Genomic DNA, 20,148 nt, shown 5'->3' on the forward strand with positions numbered 1-20,148 from the left:
GTCTCGTAGGGTGGGCAAAGCGAAAGCGTGCCCACCATGTCTCTTGCAGGCGTGGAGAGATGGTGGGCACGGCGCTGGAGCGCCTTTGCCCACCCTACCGAACCTCAGTTCTGCTTCGCCTTCTTCGCCGCCGTCACCTTCGGCTCGCGTTTCGCGCCATCGAGCGCGCTGTCCTTGCCCGCCTTCAGCACCTCGTCCGACAATTCGCTGGAGCCGGCAATGCGCGCCAGCAGCATGGTGCCGGCCATCGTGGCCAGCGTCGCGATCGCCTGCTTGCGCGCGGCCTTGCGCGGCAGGTTGGGGATGAAATCGGTCATCATCTCGACCATCTCGTCGAGCTTTCCGGCAAATGCCTTGCGCGTCTTCGGGCTCTCGCGGGCGATCTCGGCGCCAAGCGCGGGAATCGAACAGCCATGGCCGGTATTGTCCCGATGCAACGCCGAAAGATAGGTCTCGACGATCTGGGTCAGTTGCTTTTCGGGCGCGACCTGATCGGACTGCTTGCGCCAGTGCTCCATCGAGCGGTCCATGGCGTAGGCAAAGGCCTCGATCACCAGCGCCTCGCGCGAGTCGAAATGCGCGTAGAAGCCGCCATGGGTCAGGCCCGCCTCCTTCATGAGGTCGGCGACGCCGATGCCGTGAGCGCCCTTTTCGCGCAGCCGCACGGAGGCCTTCTTCACGATTCGGTCGTGGGTTTCCTGCTTGTGTTCCCGGGAATAGCGCATGCGGGTCTCATTGAATGTCGGAGATCATCTCATAACACAAAAATGGACCAGGCGGTGCATTAATTCATGTTAAGTTGTCGCGCCGATCATGGAAAAGGTTGCAGTTGCATGGACTGCGAGCGCACCCTTGCCGTCGCGCACGAAGCCTTCCGTGTAGCTGGCCTGGCGCCCCAGCTTGATGATCTTGCCTTCGGCCGAGATCAGCCCGGAACGGACCGACAGCGGGCGCAGGAACGTCATTTTCAGGTCGAGGGTCACGGACGATTGCCCGGGCTCCAGCCGCGTCGAAATCGCGCAGCCCATGGCGGTATCAATCAGCGCCGCGGCGGTCGCGCCGTGCAGGAGGCCGATGGTATTTTCGAGATCCTCGCGCGGCTCCAGTTCCATCACGATCCGGCCCGGCTCGACCACCGCCATGGTGAAACCGATCAATTTTGCGAAGGGCGGCGGCGGCAACCGGCCGTCGCGGATTCCCAGCATCGCGTCCATGCCTGAAAGCCCCATCGCTGCTTTTGCAACCGGCGCAGGCACCTGCCAGTCCACCACGCGCTCACGCCGCTGCGCGGGCGAAAACAGGTCGAGTTGATCGTTACAGGTCATGGCGGCCTCTTTGTATGATACATGTCATACTATGTCACGAACTTCGCCATGGCAACTCCGTCCCCCACCCGCTTGACAAGCAGGGCGTTTCGGCACCGAAGTGATCCCGACCCGCGCGCCTCGCGCATGTCCACGAAACTCCGAGATGCTCCGATGGAAATGCTCAACAATCACTGCGGCGTGACGCGCGATGCGCGCGGCGTCGTCCATGTCGCGATCTGCAACGCCGGCCCGCTCAACATTCTGGGCTCGCCCGTCACCGATGCCGTGCGCGAAGGCCTGCAGACCCTCGCGACTGACCGCAGCATCCGCGTCGTGGTGCTGCGCGGCCAGAGCGAGAAGAGCATGATCGGCGGCGCCGACATCAAGGAGATGGCCAAGCTCGACCAGAAGTCAGCCGAAGCCTTCATCAGCCGCCTGCGCGATCTCTGCGAAGCCGTGCGCCAATTCCCGGCCCCCGTCATCGCGCGGATGCCGGGCTGGTGCCTCGGCGGCGGCCTCGAAGTCGCCGCCGCCTGCGATTTTAGGATCGCTGCACACGATGCGCATTTCGGCATGCCGGAGGTCCGCGTCGGCATCCCCTCGGTGATCCACGCTGCCCTGCTGCCGCGCCTGATCGGCTGGGCCCGCGCCCGCTGGCTGGTGATGACGGCGGAGAACATCGACGCGCCAACGGCGCTGGCGTGGGGCCTGGTGGACAAGGTCGCCCCCGAGGGCGGGCTGGATACTGAAGTCGAGCATCTCGTCAACGCGCTGCTCGAATGCGGCCCCGAGGCACTGCGCTCGCAGAAGGCCCTGCTGCGGCAGTGGGAGGAACTGCCGCTGACGGAGTCGGTAAATCTCAGCGTCAAGGTGTTCGGCGAGTCGTTCCTGACAGACGAGCCGACGCGGCTGATGCAGGCGTTCGTGAACAGGAAGCGGTAATCCAAAGACAGTGTCATGCCCCGCGAAGTGTTTAGCCCGGACAGATCACTGACGGGTGTTCGGAGACATAGCTGACACATCAACATTGGCTGGATTGGTCCGATTCGGGAGGCCGTCCATGCCTTGGAGCGAGGTGTCAGTGATGGATCAGCGCCACGAGTTTGTGCGGCTGGCTTTGCAGGAGGGCGCCAACCGGCGCGAACTGTGCCGTCGGTTCAACATCAGTCCTGACGTCGGCTACAAGTGGCTGGCGCGCTGGCAGGCCGGCGATCGGGAGCTGGCCGACTGTTCCCGGCGCCCGCATGCGATGCCCAAGCGGAGTGAGGCTGCGGTCGAGGCAGAAGTCCTGGCTGTACGCGACAAGCATCCGGCTTGGGGAGCACGGAAGATTGCCCATTGCCTGAAGCGGGGCGGGCAGACGGTGCCTGTGCCATCAACGGTGCACCAGATCCTGTGTCGGAACGACCGGATCAAACCGAGTGAGAATGCGCCGCCCAATCCGGGCCACCGGTTCGAGAAGGAAGCTCCCAACCTGCTGTGGCAGATGGACTTCAAGGGTCACCTGCCGCTCGCCAATGGGACGCGGTGCCATCCGCTAACGATCGTCGACGATCACTCGCGCTACGTGCTGTGCCTGAAGGCATGTGCCGACGAGCAGCGCCTCACCGTGCAGAATCACCTGTCGACGACGTTCCGCTGCTATGGCCTGCCGGAGGCCTTCTACACCGACAATGGCTCACCCTGGGGCGATACGTCCGGCATTCGTTGGACCGGACTGAAGGTGTGGCTGCTCAAGCTTGGCGTCAGGGTGGTGCACGCAAGGCCATGCCACCCACAGGCCCGCGGCAAGAACGAACGCTTCCATCGCACCCTGAAGGCCGAGGTGTTTGCAATGCGCCGCTTCCGAACTCTCCCGGAAGTCCAGCGCGCCTTCGACGCCTGGCGGCCGGTCTACAATCTGGAGCGGCCTCACCAAGGCCTCGATATGCAGGTCCCTGCCGATCGCTTCCGGCCAAGTGCTCGCCCCATGCCGGCCCGCGTTCCGAACGTCGAATACGACAGCGGCGAGATCGTGCGCAGGGTCTCATCGACAAGACCCTACATCTCCTTCAAGGGACACTTCTGGAAAGTTCCCCAGGCCTTCGCCCGCGAACGCCTTGCCATCCGGCCGCTGGATCGTGACGGCCACTACGGAATCTTCTTCGCCAGCTGGCAGGTCGCATCGATCGACTTGACCAATGGCCAACCTGTCAGTGATGTGTCCGAACAGGTGTCAGCCATGTCTCCGGGCTAAACAGAAGGCGGGGCATCCAGTACGCCGCGGCCCCTCGATTCATCACAGCTGTCTCGGAGTACTGGATCGCCCGCCTTCGCGGGCGATGACAGTGTTTGGTGTGGCGGCTACCGTCCCCCTAGCCGCAGCCCAAGCCGCACCCCTCCTCCAATCGAACGACCAAATCTCATCCGAACCACGACAATTTCTCATGCCGGCTGCGGTTGCATTTTTTGCGCCGCATCATATGATGATCATAATCTTTTCCGTCATCGCTGGGAGTTTCATCATGGCCGAAGCCGCCGATCCCGTCGTCATCGTCTCCGCCGCCCGCACCCCGCTCGGCCGCTTCATGGGCGAGCTGTCGCCGCTGGCCGCGCACAAGCTCGGATCGCATGTGATCAACGCCGCGCTGGAGCGCGCCAAGCTTCCGCCCGAGAAGGTCGACGAGGTCTTCATGGGCTGCGTGCTGCCGGCCGGACAAGGCCAGGCGCCGGCTCGCCAGGCGGCGCGCGCGGCCGGCCTGCCCGACGCCACCGGCGCCACCACCGTCAACAAGGTCTGCGGCTCCGGCATGAAGGCGACCATGCTGGCGCACGACATCATCCGCGCAGGCTCGGCCGAGATCGTCGTTTCCGGCGGCATGGAGAGCATGAGCAACGCGCCCTATCTGCTCGCCAAGGCCCGCGGTGGCTACCGCGCCGGGCACGACCGCATCATCGACCACATGATGATGGACGGGCTGGAGGATGCCTACGAGACCGGCCGTTCCATGGGCGATTTCGGCGAGGCCACCGCGGAAGCCTATCAGTTCACCCGCAAGGACCAGGATGCCTACGCGATGGAGACGCTGAGCCGCGCGCGCAAGGCGGTTGAGGGCGGCGCGTTCAAGGCCGAGATCGCGCCGATCACGCTCACCGAGAAAGCCGGCCCGCGCATCGTCGCCAATGACGAGCATCCGCTGAAGGTCGATCCTGCGAAAATCCCCGGATTGAAGCCGGCGTTCCGCGCCAACGGCACCATCACGCCGGCCGCCTCCTCCGCCAATGCCGACGGCGCCGCCGCGCTGGTGCTGACGAAGCGCTCGCTGGCTGATCGCAACGGCCTGCCGGCAATCGCCGAGATCAAGGGCCACGCCACCCACAGCCAGGAGCCGCAATGGTTCACGACGGCTCCGATCCCGGCGATCCGCAAGCTGCTCGACAAGGTCGGCTGGAGCGCCGGCGACGTCGATCTGTTCGAGATCAACGAGGCCTTCGCCGTGGTGGCGATGGCGGCGCAGCGCGACCTCGGCATCCCGCGCGAGAAGCTGAACATCAACGGCGGCGCCTGCGCGCTTGGCCATCCCATCGGTGCCACCGGCGCGCGGCTGATCGTGACGCTGCTGCACGCGCTCGAGGCGCAAAACCTCAAGCGCGGCGTTGCGGCACTCTGCATTGGCGGCGGTGAAGCCACGGCCATCGCCGTGGAGCGTCTGACGCACTGACCTAGAAACGTCCGAAAATGAGGGAACTCTGTCATTTTCGACAGACACGTCCCGTGCCATTCTACAAGCTCGTGCAGGTGTCTCAAAGCCTGCCCATCAAACATTGAGGCCCAATGATCTCGAACTGGCTCGCGGCGACACTCGGCCGCCGCAATATCCACTACGGCTGGGTGATGGTCGGCGTGACCTTCCTCACCGCGCTGATCAGCGCCGGCACGGTCGGCGCGCCCGGCGTGTTCATCGTCCCGCTTCAGCACGAGTTCGGCTGGAGCACGGCGCAGATTTCCTCCGCGCTGTCGATCCGCTTCATCCTGTTCGGGCTGATGGCGCCGTTCGCGGCCGCCCTGCTCAACCGCTACGGCCTGCGCAACGTCACGCTGACCGCACAGCTCATCGTGGTCTCGGCGCTGGTCCTTTCGCTCGGCATGACTGAAGTCTGGCAGCTCGTGTTGCTGTGGGGCGTCGTGATCGGCATCGGCACCGGTATGACCGCGCTGGTGCTGGGCGCCACCATCGCGACGCGCTGGTTCGCCGCGCGGCGCGGCCTCGTCGTCGGCATCATGACCGCGAGCGTCGCCACCGGCCAGCTCGTATTCCTGCCGCTGCTCGCAAGCCTGACCGAACGTTACGGCTGGCGGCTCGCGCTCGGCTTCGTCTGCATCGCGCTCGGCGTCTCCGCCGTGGCGGTTCTCCTCGCGATGCGCGACCGGCCGAGCGATGTGGGCCTGCGCCCGTTCGGCGACGAAGGCACCGAGCCCCTGCCGGCCCCGCCGGTCAGCCATGGCTCGATCACGGGCGTGGCGCTCGGCACGCTGCGCGACGCCTCGAAATCGCGCGCGTTCTGGATCCTGTTTGCGACCTTCTTCGTCTGCGGCGCGTCGACCAACGGCCTCGTCCAGGTGCATTTGATCCCGATGTGCCTCGATTTCGGCATCCCGCAGGTGCAGGCCGCTGGCCTGCTCGCCGCGATGGGCATCTTCGACTTCTTCGGCACCATCATGTCGGGCTGGCTGTCGGACCGCTACGACAACCGCTACCTCCTGTTCTGGTACTACGGCCTGCGCGGACTCTCGCTGATCTTCCTGCCCTTCAGCGACTTCTCGTTCTACGGGCTGTCGATCTTCGCGATGTTCTACGGGCTCGACTGGATCGCCACGGTGCCGCCGACGGTGCGGCTCACCGCGCAGAAGTTCGGACCCGAGCGCGCCAATCTGGTGTTCGGCTGGATCTTTGCCGGCCATCAGCTCGGCGCAGGCACCGCGGCGTTCGGCGCCGGTTTCTCTCGGACGGTCTATGAGAGCTACCTGCCCGCGTTCTTCATCGCCGGCGCGCTCTGCGTGTTCGCCTCGCTGATCGTTCTGGCGCTGTCGCGGCAACCGAAGGCCGAGCCGAAACCGGCGATGGCCTAGTACCTGATCGTGGTGGTGACGCCGAAGACTGCGGCGTCACCGATCCGCGCCACACCGGTCGGATCGTTCGGATTGGGGATGCCGCCGGAGGGGCGGAACACGTATTGGAAGTAAGGCGCGATCAGCCAGCCCGGCTTGATATGCGCCTCATAGATCATCTCGATCAGCGTCTCGTTGCTGCGCACCGGACTCTGGATGCCGGTGAAAGCCTGCGTATCAATGTCAAGATTGCGCGCGGTGTTCGAAATCCGCATATAGGCCATTGCCACGCCGAAGCGATCGAGCGGACGGCCTGGCGTGAAGCCGACGAAGCCGATGCCGCCGTCCACATAAAGGTCGATCAGATTGCGGTCCGGCGGGCTGTAGGCAATGCGGCCGAACGCGGTGACGCCCGGAATCGAGGCTGACGTGGTGTTGTCTTTCACCTCCGGCGGGCGATAGAGCACCTGCTCGATGACGGCGAAGACGCCGTAATTGCCGCGCAGTCTTGCAGGCACACCGCTTCCGCCGGGATCGGCGATCGAGAGCCCCTCGGCCGTAAAACGCTGGCTGTCGAACGAGCCGTAATGCTTCCAGGCGCCCGGCGTGAAATTGCCGGCGAGCGGCCGGCCGCCGATATCGATGTCGTAGTTGAAGCGGACCTGCCCGATCACCCACGGCGGATCGTTGACGCGGAACGCCAGGCCATGATGGTCGCGCAGCTGCGGATCCTGATCGCCCGGACCTGACGGATCGCCGTTGAACACCGCACCGAACGCGGTGATGTTCTCGGTCAGCGCCGCCTTGATGCGGATGCCGGGCACCGCGATCGGCGGTGCCGGGCCGCCGGCTGGAAGATTGCTCGCCTTGATCGCGGGCCAGCCGAACGTGCCGTTGATGAAGAGGTCGTCGGTCTGGCTGTCGAAGAACTCGACGTCGGCGGCCTGCTGGCCGGCCCTGATGTTCAGGCGGTCGCCAAAGAAGCTCTGCTCGAAATAGGCGTTGTAGAGCCGCTGGTCCGGCAGTGCCTCGATCTCACTGATGGTGGCGAGGTTCATCACGTAGTTGCGGGAGAGCCCCTGGCCGTAGATCACGAACGCATTGGCGTAGAAGCGGCCGCCGGTCCAGCCGACGAGCTTGTCGAGATCGGCATCGACCGAGAGATCGAGGCGCCCGAAATGGATGGCGCCACGCTTCACCCCGCCGGAGACGTTGGCGATGTTGTCGGCGATATAGGTGGCGCCGAAATTCAGGCCCTTGTTGGCGAGCCCGTCATGCCATTCGTTGAACCATTTTGGCGCCAGCCATACGGCCGCGCTTTCGTCCTTGGCGCCGGCGAGCGCGCCGGTGCTCGCCACCGTTGAGGCCAGCACTATCGCGGCCGCATTTCGCAGCGGAAATCTGTGGGACGTCCCGATCACGGCTGATACCGGCTGCGTACGCTACCTGAAGATACCCGTGCGCCGCATGAACAGATAGGCTGCCCCCACCGACGAGGCCATCAGAAGCGCCGCCCAGAGAAATCCGCTCTCGACATCGGTGAGCGGCAGGCCCTTGGTGTTCATGCCGAAGATGCCGGTGATCAGGGTCGGCGGCAGCAGCAGCGAGGTCACGATGGAGAGCGTGTGGAGGTGGTGGTTGCTCTCCTCCTCGTTCTTGAAGCGCAGCTCCTCCTCGAGCAGGCGGCTGCGTTCGCGGAGCTCGACGATGTCGTGATCGAGCCCGTCCAGCCGCTGCGCCAGCTTGCCGGCGTGGATGCGCAAGGCCGGCGCGAGATGATCGGTGTTCTTCTGATCGAGCCGGTGGAACAGCACGCGCAGGCCAGTGAGCTGGCGATGCAACCTGACGCAAGTCCGACGCAGCCGGCCGAGATTGCGGCGCATCTCCGGCTTGGCGTCGTCGGCCAAAATCCGTTCCTCGATGTCGTCGATCTCCTGGCCGAGCTTGTCCGTCATCCGGTCCAGCGTGTCGGCGACCTCGTCGACGATCTTTTCCAGGAGATGGGCGACGTTGTCGACGCGGTAGCCACCTTCGAGCACGCGGCGCGTCGCATCGGCCGAGCATAGCGCCTGATGCCGGCCGCTGACGAGAAGATGCTCGGTCATGGCGAAACGCAGGAACGCGGTCTCTTCCGTCGCGCTGTCGATGTCGCGCACGAGATCGGAGAAGACGCCGTAAACGCTATGGTCGATGACGTGAAGCTGCCGGAAAGTGTCGTTGGACAGCAGGAGGTCGCGCGCGAGCGGCGGCAGCTGTGACGCTGCGATCCAGGGCCGTGCGCGCGCATCGGTCAGGTTGAAATGCAGCCAGAGCCGGCCGTCATGGCTGAACTCGATCGGCTGGTCGATCGGCAGCGCCTCGGCACTGCCGTCGCGGTGCAGCCGGAACGCCCAGACCAGGCCGGGAATGGCCGGCACGGAATCCGATATCGCGCTGACAAGCTTCGCCGGCTCAGCCATGGCCAACCCCAACCGTCAACAAATGCCCCGCTCCGGAAGATGGCTGACGGCATCTTCCGGACCTCTCACGGGTACTCAATTACGGCTTTGTTACAGTTTGATGATGGTGCCGCCCTACTCCGCGGCCAGCCCCGTCGCGGCCACCGCCTCGGCCTCCTTGACGTAGTCGTGCACGACGCGGCCGAATGGCAGCGTGAGATCGGCGATGTAGTGGTGCGCGCCCAGGCAGCGGCGAACCGGGAAATCCGCGACCGGTGCGTTGACATGCGGCACCAGATGCAGCCGGCCGGGCCCCATCCAGGAGCCCTTCGGCACGATGTCGATGAGGTTGATCGCGACGAGCTGACAGACTTCGAGACGGCCGTCGACGCCCGGGATCATCTTCAGATTGATCTGCGTCTTCGACAGCGTCGCACGGGTGCGATCGCCGTTGCCGGCCATGCTCTCGTGCTTGTAGCCCATCGTGCCCATGGCGACGAGCTGGCCGGCATATTCCAGCGTGCCCGTCAGCGTATCCTTGACGATCTCGAGTTTCGGATGGGCGTATTTCTTGGGAAAGCCCCAGATCTCGCGGCCCGCCGCGATCGGCGGATCATCATCCAGATACATCTGCGAGACGAAATTGACTTCCTCGCCGTTGAGGCGCGCCGGAATGACGAGGCCGGATTCGGTGTAGCTGCCGAAGCCGGAGGAGTCCGGCATCTTGATCCATTCGTAATGCACGATCGGCTGGTCGATCGGCTCCAGCGGCTCAGGCAGGCCGGCGCGGATCAGCTCCGGATCGGTCTCGTAGGTGATGACGAGGAATTCGCGGTTGACGAAGCGATAGGGCCCGGCCGGATAGCTCGGCCCCGCCGCCGGCATGGACGGAAGTCTCAGCACGTCTTCCCTGCGCATCCTGATCTCCTGTGTGCGATGCCCGCCCGGCGGCGTCAGGCCTGGATCGCAAATTGCTAGCCGCCGTCATTGACCGCGATGTGAAGGATTTCCGTCAGGCGCACGACCTCCCGCCATTCCCGCTGCGGTCGGCCTGCATGCGGACGATGCATCGGCGCTGAAATTGTCATCACGCCGTCACTGCCGGACGCAATCGTTTGGTCCACGCTAGGAGGCACCCATGGACGCCCGCACGTCGCAACCGGCTCATCAGACGCATCAGCCTCCCGCACGGGGCTGGCGCCCCGAACGCTGCGACCGCGTCGCGCTGGTGCTGCAAGGTGGCGGCGCGCTCGGCGCCTACCAGGCCGGCGTCTACCAGGCGCTGCACGAAGCCGGCATCGAGCCCGACTGGGTCTGCGGTGTTTCAATCGGTGCGATCAACTCAGCCATCATCGCCGGCAATAAGCCGGAGAAGCGGCTGGAGGCGCTGCTCATCTTCTGGGAGCGCATCACCAATCGCAAGATCTGGCATTACACGCCCGACGGCGACATCTTCCGCCAGTGGCGCAATCTCACCAGTGCGTGGATGACGTCGGCGATGGGCCAGCCCGGCTTCTTCACCCCGCACCAGGTCAATCCCTGGTTCAGCCCGGTCGGCGCGCGCACCGCCACCAGCTACTACGACACGATGCCGCTGAAGGAGAGCCTGCTGGAGCTCGTCGACTTCGATCTCATCAACGAGAAGAAGGTCCGCTTCGCGGTCGGCGCGGTCAACGTGCTCTCGGGCAACTTCATCTATTTCGACAATTCCCATGACGAGATCGAGCCGGAGCACATCATGGCCTCCGGCGCCCTGCCCCCGGCGCTGCCGATGGTGCGGATCGGCACCGATCATTTCTGGGACGGCGGCATCGTCTCCAACACGCCGCTCCAGCATCTGCTCGACCAGGAGGACGCGCTCAACTCGCTGGTGTTCCAGGTCGACCTGTTCAGCGCACGGGGCGTGCTGCCGCGCTCGATCCAGGATGTGATGGCCCGCCACAAGGACATCATGTATTCCTCGCGCACGCGCCACAACACCGACGTCTACCGCCGCACGCACAACCTCAAGGTTCTGCTCTACAAGGCCCTGGCGAAAGTCCCGGACGAGCAACTCTCCGACGAGGATCGCCAGCTCAAGTCGAGCCTGCGCCGCATGCCGGAGATCGCGATCCTGCACCTGATCTACCAGCAGAAGGCCTATGAGGGCGACGCCAAGGACCATGAGTTCTCGGGCACCTCGATGCGCGAGCACTGGACGAGCGGCTACGAGGACACCAAGCGCACGCTGAAGCGCCGCGACTGGATCAAGATGCCGGACGAAGGCATGGGCCTCGTGGTGCACGACGTGCACCGGGAGACGGAGAGCGCGTAACGGCGCTCTTCAGACGAACCGCTCCAAACAAAACTGCGAAAACAACCCCATGCACAGTAGCCGGGGCGTGGCGGATCAATGACTTACGTTTAACCGAAGGAAACTTGACTCGTCGGGCAAAACAGGGGCATGATGCTATCGTTGCCTCCCATCCATTTTGACCTTCGACGACGTGACGCAAAGCATCAGCCCCGCGGTCTCGATGTCATCACAAGCAAGATACCGGTCGATCTCTTCGGCTTGACCATCTGTCCTCGGCGAAATTAGCGTGCGCGCAGTGCGCAGCCTCGGTGCAGCTTTCGCGCGGGAGCGAGCTTCGATTGCCAAATCGCACGACGGATCCGCTCAGCGCCAATCCGCGACATTGGCCACACCGCGCCCCATGCCATAGTGGACGCCAGGCGAAGAGCACAACACGGCGTGGAGAAAATGATGATCAAGATTGTACAGGCCTTCGACCGAAAAGAGATCACCGAGCTCGCCAGTGACGACGCCGCCGCGCTGGAGGCAAAGTTCGAGACCGCGCGAAAACTGTTCGCGGACCGAAAGGCCTGGCTGAAGCCGCACCAGCGGATCGCCATCCTCAACAGGCTCGCCGATCTGGTCTCGGCGAAGCGGCAGGATTTTGGTATCCTGATCGCGCGCGAAGGCGGCAAGCCGCTCACGGATGCGTTGATCGAGACGGATCGGGCGATCGACGGCATCCGCTCGGCAGCGGATTTTTTGCGGACCCGCGGCGGGGTCGAGGTCCCGATGGGCCTGACGCCCGCAAGCGATGGCCGGCGGGCATGGACCATCAAGGAACCCATCGGCATTGTCGCAGCGATCTCGGCCTTCAATCATCCCCTCAACCTGATCGTTCACCAGGTCGCACCGGCGATCGCGACGGGTTGCCCTGTCATCGTCAAGCCGGCTGGCACAACGCCCCTGTGCTGCGTCGAGCTCGTGAAGCTCGTCCACGAAGCCGGCATGCCCGAAGGCTGGGTGCAGACGTTCCTCCCGGAGGATCATAGCCTGCCTGAAAAATTCGCGACCGACCCGCGCGTCGCCTTCCTGAGCTTCATCGGCTCGGCGCGCGTCGGCTGGCATCTGCGATCGGTCATCACCCCCGGTGCACGCTGCGCCCTCGAGCACGGCGGTGTCGCGCCCCTCATCGTCGACCGCAGCGCCGACCTCGAAAAGATCATCGAGCCGATCGCCAAGGGCGGCTATTACCACGCGGGGCAAGTCTGCGTGTCGGTCCAGCGCATCTATGTGCATTCCGCGCTTCAGAAGGAGTTCGTCGACCGCTTCGCGGCCAGGGTCGAGGCCCTGAAGGTGGGAGACCCGACGCTCCCCGAGACAGAGGTGGGACCGCTGATTACGCCGCAGGAGGTTGCGCGTGTCGAAGGCTGGATCAATGAGGCGGTTTCGGCCGGGACACGACAGATCGGGGGCGGCCGGTTGAGCGAGACCACGCTCAAGCCATCGATCCTGATCTCGCCGCCGCGCGATGCCAAGGTTTCCACGCTGGAGGTGTTCGGGCCGGTGACCTGCGTCTATCCGTTCGATCGCATCGACGACGCGATCGCGGAAGCCAACTCGCTTCCGGTCTCATTCCAGTCCGCCATCTTCACGCGCGATCTCGCGGTCGCGCTCGATGCGGCGGAGCGCCTCGACGCGGCGGCGGTGATGATCAACGACCACACCGCCTTCCGCACCGACTGGATGCCGTTCGCGGGCCGCCGCGTGTCCGGCCATGGCGTCGGCGGCATTCCCTACACGATGCACGAGATGACGGCGGAGAAGATGATCGTGTTCAGGTAATCGCCGAACAAGCGCAGGCTCGGTGGAGCAGGACGAAGAAGTGGCCCGGACAGCCCTTGCCGCGATCGAGGGTGCCGCTGGCCGGTCATGAACCCAACAGTCAGGAGATCACATGCCCAAGGGAAAAGTGCTCGTTGTCGGCTCCAATGCCACCCGTATCGAAATCCAGGGCGGCGGCACCGGACCGACCGGCCAATACCTCAATGAAACCGTCGTGCCGGCGATGGCCGTGATCGATGCCGGCTACGAGGTGGTGCTGGCGACGCCGAACGGCAAGCAACCGTACATCGATCCGGCCTCCGATCATGCGGCCCATTTTGACGGCGACGAGAAGGCCTACCGGCGGGGACGCGACTTCTTCGACAAGGACCCGGCGATGACCAACGTCCATACGTTGCGCGCGATCGTGGACGGAGGACTGGATCAATATGCCGCCGTTTTTGTCCCCGGCGGCCAGGGTCCGGTCGTCGATCTCATGCAGGATGCCGAGCTCGGCAAGATCCTACGATATTTCCATGACCGGAAGAAGATCACCGCGCTGCTCTGCCACGGACCGATCGCAACACTGTCCACCCTGCCTGAGGCCAAGGCCTATCGCGCCGCGCTGATCGCCGGCGACAAGGCCAAGATCGCCGAGCTCGGCAAGGGCTGGCAATATGCGGGCTATAAGATGACGGTGTTCACCGCCTCGGAAGAGATCCCGATCGAGGAGCAGTTCCTGCACGGCAAGATCTACTTCACGATGCCGGACGCATTGGGAGCTGCCGGTGCCGAGGTCAGCAGAAGTGCCGTCGACTTCGAGCCCTTCGTCGTCGAGGACCGCGAGCTCATCACCGGCCAGAACCCGCGGTCCGACCACCCCATCGCCGCAAAGCTGATCGCAGCGCTCGACCGCGCCACTGTGGCGGCGTAAGCCGTTCACCCCAATGTCATCCGGCCCTGTGCGCAATTGCGCACAGGGGCCGGGAGGAAATCGGGACAGAAGGTTGCCTCAGCGGCATCCGGCTTCTTTCGGACCGCGTTCCGTGAAACTAACAGGTCTTCTGCTGCAAGTGCTGCACGCAGGTGCAGGTCTTCGCCGCCGGATATTTCACGTCGTAATAGGGAAAACTCGACGTGGCGGGGGTGTTCGTCGAGCAGCGGGGGAACAGGTAATAGCTGTCGGACAGCTTCACCGTGCCGGCGATCGTGAAGCCGAGGTTGGGCGCGTAGTCGTAGGACACCTCGCTCAGAATGAGCGAGATGTTGGCATTGCTGGTGCCGCCCGGCGCGGTAAAGGACGACAAGGTCATCTGCTGACCGGCGGCCCTCGCCCCCGACGTACTGGTCGACTTGCTCCATTGCACCGTCGCGTTGCCATTGCTGTCGGTCGAGACCTCGGAGACCGTGATCGTCATCAGCGAGGTGCTGCCGTTCTTGATGGGATAGGGAGCCATGATGGAGCTCGCCGCAGCGAGAATGCCGTCCATCTGGGTCGACGTGACGGCCGTGTTCTGCGAGATCATGTCGGCAACGCTGTGCGCAGTCGCGCTGACCTTGACGTTCATGGCGAGCCCGTTCCCGAGCTCGACGCCGCCGACATAGAGCACCAGCATGAACGGCGTCACGATGGCGAACTCCGTCGCTGCAACAGCGCGTACATCGGTCAACATCTGCCGAGCGCGAGACGACAGGGCGGAGATCATCAGGTAGCTCCTGGCTCGTTCTGGAACGCGGCGGACGACATGAGCAGCCGGTTGCCATTGCTAAGGTTCGAGAGATTGAAGCCGAGCGGCCCGAGCACGACCGGCCAGACATACATGACGCGGAGAACGACGATATCGCCGGAATCGCCCGGATTGTATTGCCAGCTGTTGGTCACATTGCCCGAGCCGTCGAAGGTCAGCGTGGGCGTCGCCGTGTTCGCGGAAGACCAGGACGTCGCGACCTGCATGTCGACCATCAGACCGCTGCAATTGAACAGGATCACGATCTGATCGCAGACCTTCTGCTTGAAAACCGCCTGGTTCATCTGCGCCGACTGAACCTGCCCCGTCATGACGAGACGCGCCGACTGGCGCACCACGGTTTCAAGCATCTGCTGGGCAAAGAAAACCAGAAACGTCTGGATGAGCGCGATGATGAGGGCGAGAAACGGCGCGGCAACGAGCGCGAATTCGACGGCCGTGGCTCCGCGGCTATCGCCGGCGAAGGCGGCCCAGCGGTTGCGGCATCTTTTCGTTGTCGTGACCTGTCGGGTCATGGCGCCTTCCCTACTGCACGAGGCTGGCCGTGCTGGATGCAACCTTGATGAACAGGTTGGTCAGCGCCGCGGAAATGTCGCCACCTGTCTGCACGCTCGCATACAGACCGGGCGATGCGCACGATTGCAGCCGTGTCGCGATCGTGCCGGTTGACGAGGATGGATTGTTGAACTGCGAGATGCGGCTCGTGTACCAGCTGTCGCTCAGCTGCAGATACTCGGTGTAGAGGACCGCGATGCGAATGCCGCGGTTCTTGATCGTCGTGCAGACCGTCGTGTCGAGCGGTTGCTGGCACCGCAAGGTCGTCGAGTTGGCTGTCGGAAGCGCATAGGTGGCATTGGGGTCGCAGGAGCCCCCCGTCTTCGGGATGAGCTTGTCCTCGACGCCGTCGGTGACGAGGAAGACCACTTCCTGCGGCGTATCGCCCGCCTGATTGGTGCCGGTGCCTGGCGCAGGCATCACGGTGTTGACGCCCGTGAGCCCGCCCGAGATATCCGTGCCGTAGTCGGTGGTGTAGGTGCAGTTGCCCTTGCTATCGACAATGGGGCAGTTCTGGTGGTCGACCGTCAGGAGCTGAATGTTGTTGATCTTCGTGGCGGCGGTGTCCGGCGTGGTCAGCACCTGAATCGTGTTGAGGGCGTAGTCGAAGGTGTAGATGGCGGCCTTGTAGGTCGTGTTGTTGAGCGCCGACATGCACTGCATGACGCCGCCCGTCACACCCGCCTGCGGGCACGTCCAGGGTCCCTTCAGCAATTGCGTAACGGCGTTGGTCACGAGATCGATGCGCAGCGTGATGTTGTTTGCGCGTGCGACGGTGAGATTGTCCTTGTTCGTCGAGCTGGCAGTTGCGTTGTTGGGACGCGCCTCATGGCAGGCGAACGAGCAATTCTTCGCGTAGCTGGGCTGGTTCTTCGTGGCCGCGATCATGTTGGTGATGTCGGCCTGCGTCGCAGCAAGCGCCATCGACGGCGAGTCGTCCAGCAGCAGGTAGAAATTCATGTTGGGCGCACTCGACGCCTTCGCCGTTGAGGAGCCAGAGACGTCCCAGGTCTGCTTGCCGAGAACGCTGGGGAAATTATTGACGGACTGCGCGGTGTACGAAACCGTGATGCTTCGTGCGAGGCCGGAATCCGTGACGGTGATGGTCGGCGTCGGCGTCGCCGTCAGACCGGGAAGATTCGCCTTCGCTGCAAAGACGGCTGCGGCGGTCGCCTGGACGACCGTCTTGTCGGTCTGGGTCAGCATCGCCGGCCGCACGGCTGCGATCGCGGCCGCGTCGGCGGCTGCGTTCAATTGCTCCCGCTTGCGGACGGCCTGCGTGTAGTCGAGCGTCATGCCCAGGAGAAAGACGATCGGCACCATCGTGAGGGCGAAGATAACGGCGATGTTGGCCTTCCGGTCTCTTGCGAAACGGAGCACTACCCGGCGGAGCATGACCTTCATCCTGATTGCCGTCGTGGCGGCAGAGAGCAAATTCCTAAAGTCTTTTGATCGGGGCAACCGGTGGGATTACCGCTGCCGGTCAGCCCGCCAATCGCAGGCTGGAATATGGATATGGCCCCCTTAATCAACACTTACGGGCAATCCACAAACAGGGAGTGCAACGGAGTGGGATGTTCCATATCGAGAGGACATCATTAACGTCGGTTAAACGCGATCGCAGAGATTGAGGGGTAAGCGGCCTCCGGTGAGGTCGATAGGGCCTAACGCCGGCGCTAGTCGGCGCGTCCGGTGGGCTGCGCAGCATCACCGCTCAGCAGGCACGTCGGTCTGGTTAACCGCGGATATGGCACAGACGCCAAGGCATCATGCCATCATTGGGCATCTGCGCCATCGTCTTCAACTTGCAGAATGGTCCCGGATAGCAGAGCGGCGGCCTTTTGAAGCGGCGCTATGAACCGGTCCAGTTCGGCGAAGCTCACGCGGGCCACCGGTACAGAGACGCCGAGGCAAGCGATCAATTCCCGATCCGGCGACAGAATGGGGACGGCGCACCCCACCACCCCCTTGACGTACTCTTCGTTTGTCTTGGCCCAGCCGCGTTGTCGCGTCTCCTCGAGAACTTTCATCAGCGCGTGGACATCGACGATCGTCGTTTCGGTGAATTTGGTCAGGGGTAGCGCGCGGCACAGCTTCGCCCGGATCCGCTCGGGCAGTCGGCTCATATAGATCTTTCCGGTCGACGTGCAGTGTAACGGCGCCGCTTCTCCCGGATTGAACTGAAGACCTTGCGGCTCCGAAACGCGAACGCTGTCGACATAGGCAACGACGTTGTCGCGTACGACGCCAATCTCACACTGTTCGCCGATTTCTCCCGCGACCGCCCGAAGCACCGCGTGCCGCCGCGCGGTGCGGAATGCAGCGCCTATGACGGTGGCGGACAGGGTGACGAGCTGGTTTCCCACAACGTACCGCTTGGTACCCAACGCCTTCTGAAGCAGTCCGCGGTCTTCGAGGTTTCCGATCAACCTGTGTGCCGTTGGAAGCGGCAGCGAAAGAGCCTTTGCGATCTCCGCGGCCGAGACGGCTTTGCGTTGGTCGGCAACATGCCGAACGATCGCGAAAGCCCGATCCAACGGTCCTTCCTTCCCAATTCGCTTCGTCATGTCCCACCCGGCCAAAACTGGAAGTGAAATCAAGATCAACGCCATACATTATCATTTTTCGGAATAAAACCTATTGAAATTCGACAAAATGAATTGTCCAAATCCTGAAAGCTCATATTCTTGGCGTCACCGGCGATTGACCAGAAATTGTGCAGTGCGGTCTCGCCGTTCCGAAAATCGCGCTCCGCCGCTTGGCCGGGAGCCAAGTTCTGCCGGCGCGCTCAACAGGAGATGTGCATGTCTCGTCATTACGACGTGGACGCCGTGAGGAAGGAATTCCCCGCCGTCGAACGGATGGTCTATCTGGATTCCGGGTTTCAAACGCCGCTCGCGCGTCCCGTGAAGGCCGCGATCGAGCTTTTCCTGCGCGAGGGCTTCGAGACAGCCGGTCCGAAGAGCATCTGGCTCGATCGGGTCGAGCAGACCCGTGCCAAGGTCGCCCGCTTTCTCGGCGTGACGGCGGACGAGATTGCCTTCACGAAAAACACATCGGAAAGCATGAACATTGCGGCAAATGCACTGCCGCTGCGCGCCGGCGACAACGTTCTGATGATCCACGGCGATCATCCGAACAACGCCTACGCGTTCCTCAATCTGCAACGGAAAGGCGTCGAGGTCCGCTTCATCCCGATGACGGAAGTCGTCGACGCCGACAGCTTTGCTCCCTTCATTGACGAAAGGACGCGTGCGATCTCGATGTCGCATGTGACTTTTCACGCCGGTCACCGCTTTGACATCGAGAGCGTCGGCGCGATGTGCGTCAGGAACAAGCTCCACTTCGTGGTGGACGTGATGCAGGCCATCGGAGTCGTGCCTGTTGACGCCAAGGCGATCGGCGCAAGCTTCATCGGCTCCGGCAGCCACAAGGGATTACTGGTTCCGCAAGGGCTCGGGCTGCTCTATTGGGACAAGACGCTCAAGGAGCTCGAGCCGGCCTATCTGGCGGCTGCGAGCCTCGCCGAGATCCCGAGCGATCTCATCGCGCGTGCCGACGGGATGGCGCCCTCGCCGGCCGCCAGGCGCTTCGAGCTCGGCAACTTCAATCTGCCCGCAGTCCACGCCCTCGGTGCTTCGCTCGACATGATCGAGCAGATCGGGGTGCAGAACATCCAGAACCACTGCTTCGATCTCGGCGATCACCTGATTGCGCGCCTGGACGAGCTGGGCGTCCGCCTCGTCGGTCCGCGCCAACGCAAGCATCGCGCTCCGCACATCTACGTCATCGCCCTGCCCGCGGCAGACTGGCTCGGCCATTTCGAGGAGAACGGCGTGCGCGTGTCGCCCGAACGAGATGGCATTCGCGTCTCGCTCGGCATGTTCAACACCGCCACCGACATCGATCGCCTGATCGACGTCATCCGCCGGCGAGGGCTCGGACGCCCGTCCGTCGCAGCTTGAATCTGACAAACGATGGGAAGGCAAGAACCATGAAGAAGCTCGTTCAGCTATTGGGACTTCTCCCGGCGCTCCTGGCTGTCAACGCAAGCCCGGCCGCGGCAGCCGACAGCCCGACGCTCGACAAGGTCAAATCCAGCGGCTCGATCACGATCGGCTACCGTGAGGCTTCGATACCGTTCTCGTACCTCGGGCCGGACCAGAATCCGATCGGCTTCTCGCTCGACCTCTGCGCGGCCATCGTCGATCGCATCAAGGAGGAGCTGAAGTTGCCCAGTCTGAAGGTCAACTACACGCCGGTGAACTCCTCGAACCGGATACCCCTGATCCAGAGCGGGACTGTCGACATCGAATGCGGCGGCACCGCCAACGACAAGAAGCGGCAGGAACAGGTCTCGTTCTCGGTCGCAACGTTCGTCAGCCAGCCGCGCTGGCTCGTCAAGGCCGCCAGTGGCGTGAAGACCGCCGGCGACCTGAAAGGCAAGACGGTGGTCGCCACGCAAGGCTCCAACGCGGTGGGTTTCGCGCAGAGCGTCAACACCAAGGAGCAGCTCGGCCTCAACATCGTCCAGGCCAAGGACCATGCGGAATCTTTCCTCATGCTGAACACCGGCCGTGCCGTCGCCTTCATGGAGGACGATATCCTTCTCGCCGGGCTCAAGGCTGCGGCGCCGAATCCGGACGCGCTCCTGTTCCTTTCCGAGGGTTACGCGAAGATCTACTATGGACTGATGTTCACCAAGGGTGATGCCGGCTTCAAGAGGCTCGTCGACGACGTTCTCTCCAAGCAGATGGCATCCGGCCAATTCGAGAAGACCTACGCGAAATGGTTCACCAGGCCGATCCCGCCCAAGGGTGAGAACCTCGCATTCCCGCTCACCGACGAGTTGATGGAGCGGATCGCACATCCCAGCGATGCCGTCGACTGATTGACGGAGCTGATCGTCTCG

18 protein-coding genes are annotated in these 20,148 nt (G+C 63.6%); 9 read left to right on the forward strand and 9 right to left on the reverse strand.

Features of this window, described 5'->3' with window-relative positions; translation table 11 throughout:
* Nucleotides 1-104 precede the first annotated feature (104 nt).
* Both AB7290_RS25580 and AB7290_RS25585 read right to left on the reverse strand, forming a co-directional pair.
* Nucleotides 105-725 (reverse strand): TetR/AcrR family transcriptional regulator, encoded by a 621-nt coding sequence (locus tag AB7290_RS25580; protein WP_085402206.1) that lies wholly within the window; start codon nucleotides 723-725, stop codon nucleotides 105-107.
* A gap of 69 nt (nucleotides 726-794) precedes the next feature.
* Entirely contained in the window at nucleotides 795-1,325 is a 531-nt protein-coding gene (locus AB7290_RS25585; RefSeq protein ID WP_085402205.1) for a PaaI family thioesterase, read from the reverse strand.
* A gap of 153 nt (nucleotides 1,326-1,478) precedes the next feature.
* Here AB7290_RS25585 and AB7290_RS25590 point away from each other — a divergent pair, with 153 nt between their 5' ends.
* From AB7290_RS25590 to AB7290_RS25605, 4 genes are all read left to right on the forward strand, one after another.
* Nucleotides 1,479-2,249: an enoyl-CoA hydratase gene (locus tag AB7290_RS25590; RefSeq protein WP_085402204.1), complete on the forward strand. Its 771-nt coding sequence runs from the start codon at nucleotides 1,479-1,481 to the stop codon at nucleotides 2,247-2,249.
* A 118-nt stretch (nucleotides 2,250-2,367) separates the two neighbouring features.
* Nucleotides 2,368-3,543, forward strand: coding sequence for an IS481 family transposase (locus AB7290_RS25595; protein WP_085398134.1), 1,176 nt, complete (start codon nucleotides 2,368-2,370; stop codon nucleotides 3,541-3,543).
* A 268-nt stretch (nucleotides 3,544-3,811) separates the two neighbouring features.
* The gene (locus AB7290_RS25600; protein ID WP_085402018.1) at nucleotides 3,812-5,008 is read left to right on the forward strand and encodes an acetyl-CoA C-acyltransferase; all 1,197 of its coding nucleotides are present in this window, start codon (nucleotides 3,812-3,814) and stop codon (nucleotides 5,006-5,008) included.
* Nucleotides 5,009-5,121: 113 nt separating this feature from the next.
* Nucleotides 5,122-6,417, forward strand: a complete 1,296-nt coding sequence (locus AB7290_RS25605; protein ID WP_085401962.1) for an MFS transporter — start codon at nucleotides 5,122-5,124, stop codon at nucleotides 6,415-6,417.
* On the opposite strand, the gene AB7290_RS25610 is transcribed toward AB7290_RS25605, so the two are convergent.
* The 3 genes from AB7290_RS25610 to AB7290_RS25620 all read right to left on the reverse strand — a co-directional run bounded on the left by AB7290_RS25610 (nucleotide 6,414) and on the right by AB7290_RS25620 (nucleotide 9,752).
* On the reverse strand, nucleotides 6,414-7,817 hold the full coding sequence (locus tag AB7290_RS25610; RefSeq protein ID WP_085401963.1) for a carbohydrate porin: 1,404 nt from the start codon (nucleotides 7,815-7,817) through the stop codon (nucleotides 6,414-6,416). The two genes, AB7290_RS25605 and AB7290_RS25610, sit on opposite strands and share 4 nt — an antisense overlap.
* A gap of 21 nt (nucleotides 7,818-7,838) precedes the next feature.
* Nucleotides 7,839-8,855: a transporter gene (locus tag AB7290_RS25615; protein WP_085401964.1), complete on the reverse strand. Its 1,017-nt coding sequence runs from the start codon at nucleotides 8,853-8,855 to the stop codon at nucleotides 7,839-7,841.
* A 114-nt stretch (nucleotides 8,856-8,969) separates the two neighbouring features.
* A complete protein-coding gene (locus AB7290_RS25620; RefSeq protein ID WP_028153388.1) occupies nucleotides 8,970-9,752 on the reverse strand; it encodes an acetoacetate decarboxylase in 783 nt (260 codons plus the stop codon).
* 220 nt (nucleotides 9,753-9,972) lie between these two features.
* Here AB7290_RS25620 and AB7290_RS25625 point away from each other — a divergent pair, with 220 nt between their 5' ends.
* The 3 genes from AB7290_RS25625 to AB7290_RS25635 all read left to right on the forward strand — a co-directional run bounded on the left by AB7290_RS25625 (nucleotide 9,973) and on the right by AB7290_RS25635 (nucleotide 13,867).
* Nucleotides 9,973-11,148 (forward strand): patatin-like phospholipase family protein, encoded by a 1,176-nt coding sequence (locus AB7290_RS25625; protein WP_085401965.1) that lies wholly within the window; start codon nucleotides 9,973-9,975, stop codon nucleotides 11,146-11,148.
* Nucleotides 11,149-11,580: 432 nt separating this feature from the next.
* On the forward strand, nucleotides 11,581-12,954 hold the full coding sequence (locus AB7290_RS25630) for an aldehyde dehydrogenase family protein (protein WP_039157058.1): 1,374 nt from the start codon (nucleotides 11,581-11,583) through the stop codon (nucleotides 12,952-12,954).
* 112 nt (nucleotides 12,955-13,066) lie between these two features.
* Nucleotides 13,067-13,867, forward strand: a complete 801-nt coding sequence (locus AB7290_RS25635; protein ID WP_085401966.1) for a type 1 glutamine amidotransferase domain-containing protein — start codon at nucleotides 13,067-13,069, stop codon at nucleotides 13,865-13,867.
* Between the two features lie 118 nt (nucleotides 13,868-13,985).
* On the opposite strand, the gene AB7290_RS25640 is transcribed toward AB7290_RS25635, so the two are convergent.
* The 4 genes from AB7290_RS25640 to AB7290_RS25655 form a co-directional block, all read right to left on the reverse strand.
* Nucleotides 13,986-14,639 (reverse strand): TadE/TadG family type IV pilus assembly protein, encoded by a 654-nt coding sequence (locus AB7290_RS25640; RefSeq protein WP_028157690.1) that lies wholly within the window; start codon nucleotides 14,637-14,639, stop codon nucleotides 13,986-13,988.
* Nucleotides 14,639-15,196 (reverse strand): TadE/TadG family type IV pilus assembly protein, encoded by a 558-nt coding sequence (locus AB7290_RS25645; protein WP_063983829.1) that lies wholly within the window; start codon nucleotides 15,194-15,196, stop codon nucleotides 14,639-14,641. The genes AB7290_RS25640 and AB7290_RS25645 overlap by 1 nt, the downstream gene beginning before the upstream one ends.
* Before the next feature lie 10 nt (nucleotides 15,197-15,206).
* Nucleotides 15,207-16,631 (reverse strand): TadE/TadG family type IV pilus assembly protein, encoded by a 1,425-nt coding sequence (locus AB7290_RS25650; RefSeq protein ID WP_071917521.1) that lies wholly within the window; start codon nucleotides 16,629-16,631, stop codon nucleotides 15,207-15,209.
* Nucleotides 16,632-17,011: 380 nt separating this feature from the next.
* The gene (locus AB7290_RS25655; RefSeq protein WP_085402019.1) at nucleotides 17,012-17,803 is read right to left on the reverse strand and encodes an IclR family transcriptional regulator; all 792 of its coding nucleotides are present in this window, start codon (nucleotides 17,801-17,803) and stop codon (nucleotides 17,012-17,014) included.
* Nucleotides 17,804-18,040: 237 nt separating this feature from the next.
* Between AB7290_RS25655 and AB7290_RS25660 the strand changes: the two genes are divergently transcribed.
* Both AB7290_RS25660 and AB7290_RS25665 read left to right on the forward strand, forming a co-directional pair.
* Entirely contained in the window at nucleotides 18,041-19,201 is a 1,161-nt protein-coding gene (locus tag AB7290_RS25660) for an aminotransferase class V-fold PLP-dependent enzyme (protein ID WP_201266191.1), read from the forward strand.
* Nucleotides 19,202-19,230: 29 nt separating this feature from the next.
* Complete coding sequence (locus tag AB7290_RS25665; RefSeq protein WP_085401969.1) at nucleotides 19,231-20,127, forward strand: amino acid ABC transporter substrate-binding protein; 897 nt, start codon at nucleotides 19,231-19,233, stop codon at nucleotides 20,125-20,127.
* Nucleotides 20,128-20,148 lie beyond the last annotated feature (21 nt).

The sequence above is a fragment of the Bradyrhizobium sp. 613_E4_N2_2 genome (assembly GCF_052075995.1).
Classification (GTDB): domain Bacteria; phylum Pseudomonadota; class Alphaproteobacteria; order Rhizobiales; family Xanthobacteraceae; genus Bradyrhizobium; species Bradyrhizobium barranii.

Excerpts from the sequence above, each read along its gene's own strand:
- AB7290_RS25600 (WP_085402018.1), top strand. The coding sequence starts at position 3,812 with ATGGCCGAAGCCGCCGATCCCGTCGTCATCGTCTCCGCCGCCCGCACC.
- AB7290_RS25605 (WP_085401962.1), top strand. The coding sequence starts at position 5,122 with ATGATCTCGAACTGGCTCGCGGCGACACTCGGCCGCCGCAATATCCAC.
- AB7290_RS25665 (WP_085401969.1), top strand. The coding sequence starts at position 19,231 with ATGAAGAAGCTCGTTCAGCTATTGGGACTTCTCCCGGCGCTCCTGGCT.
- AB7290_RS25640 (WP_028157690.1), bottom strand. The coding sequence starts at position 14,639 with ATGATCTCCGCCCTGTCGTCTCGCGCTCGGCAGATGTTGACCGATGTA.
- AB7290_RS25595 (WP_085398134.1), top strand. The coding sequence starts at position 2,368 with ATGCCTTGGAGCGAGGTGTCAGTGATGGATCAGCGCCACGAGTTTGTG.
- AB7290_RS25635 (WP_085401966.1), top strand. The coding sequence starts at position 13,067 with ATGCCCAAGGGAAAAGTGCTCGTTGTCGGCTCCAATGCCACCCGTATC.
- AB7290_RS25630 (WP_039157058.1), top strand. The coding sequence starts at position 11,581 with ATGATCAAGATTGTACAGGCCTTCGACCGAAAAGAGATCACCGAGCTC.
- AB7290_RS25645 (WP_063983829.1), bottom strand. The coding sequence starts at position 15,196 with ATGACCCGACAGGTCACGACAACGAAAAGATGCCGCAACCGCTGGGCC.
- AB7290_RS25615 (WP_085401964.1), bottom strand. The coding sequence starts at position 8,855 with ATGGCTGAGCCGGCGAAGCTTGTCAGCGCGATATCGGATTCCGTGCCG.
- AB7290_RS25580 (WP_085402206.1), bottom strand. The coding sequence starts at position 725 with ATGCGCTATTCCCGGGAACACAAGCAGGAAACCCACGACCGAATCGTG.
- AB7290_RS25590 (WP_085402204.1), top strand. The coding sequence starts at position 1,479 with ATGGAAATGCTCAACAATCACTGCGGCGTGACGCGCGATGCGCGCGGC.
- AB7290_RS25650 (WP_071917521.1), bottom strand. The coding sequence starts at position 16,631 with ATGCTCCGCCGGGTAGTGCTCCGTTTCGCAAGAGACCGGAAGGCCAAC.
- AB7290_RS25655 (WP_085402019.1), bottom strand. The coding sequence starts at position 17,803 with ATGACGAAGCGAATTGGGAAGGAAGGACCGTTGGATCGGGCTTTCGCG.
- AB7290_RS25585 (WP_085402205.1), bottom strand. The coding sequence starts at position 1,325 with ATGACCTGTAACGATCAACTCGACCTGTTTTCGCCCGCGCAGCGGCGT.
- AB7290_RS25625 (WP_085401965.1), top strand. The coding sequence starts at position 9,973 with ATGGACGCCCGCACGTCGCAACCGGCTCATCAGACGCATCAGCCTCCC.
- AB7290_RS25620 (WP_028153388.1), bottom strand. The coding sequence starts at position 9,752 with ATGCGCAGGGAAGACGTGCTGAGACTTCCGTCCATGCCGGCGGCGGGG.
- AB7290_RS25660 (WP_201266191.1), top strand. The coding sequence starts at position 18,041 with ATGTCTCGTCATTACGACGTGGACGCCGTGAGGAAGGAATTCCCCGCC.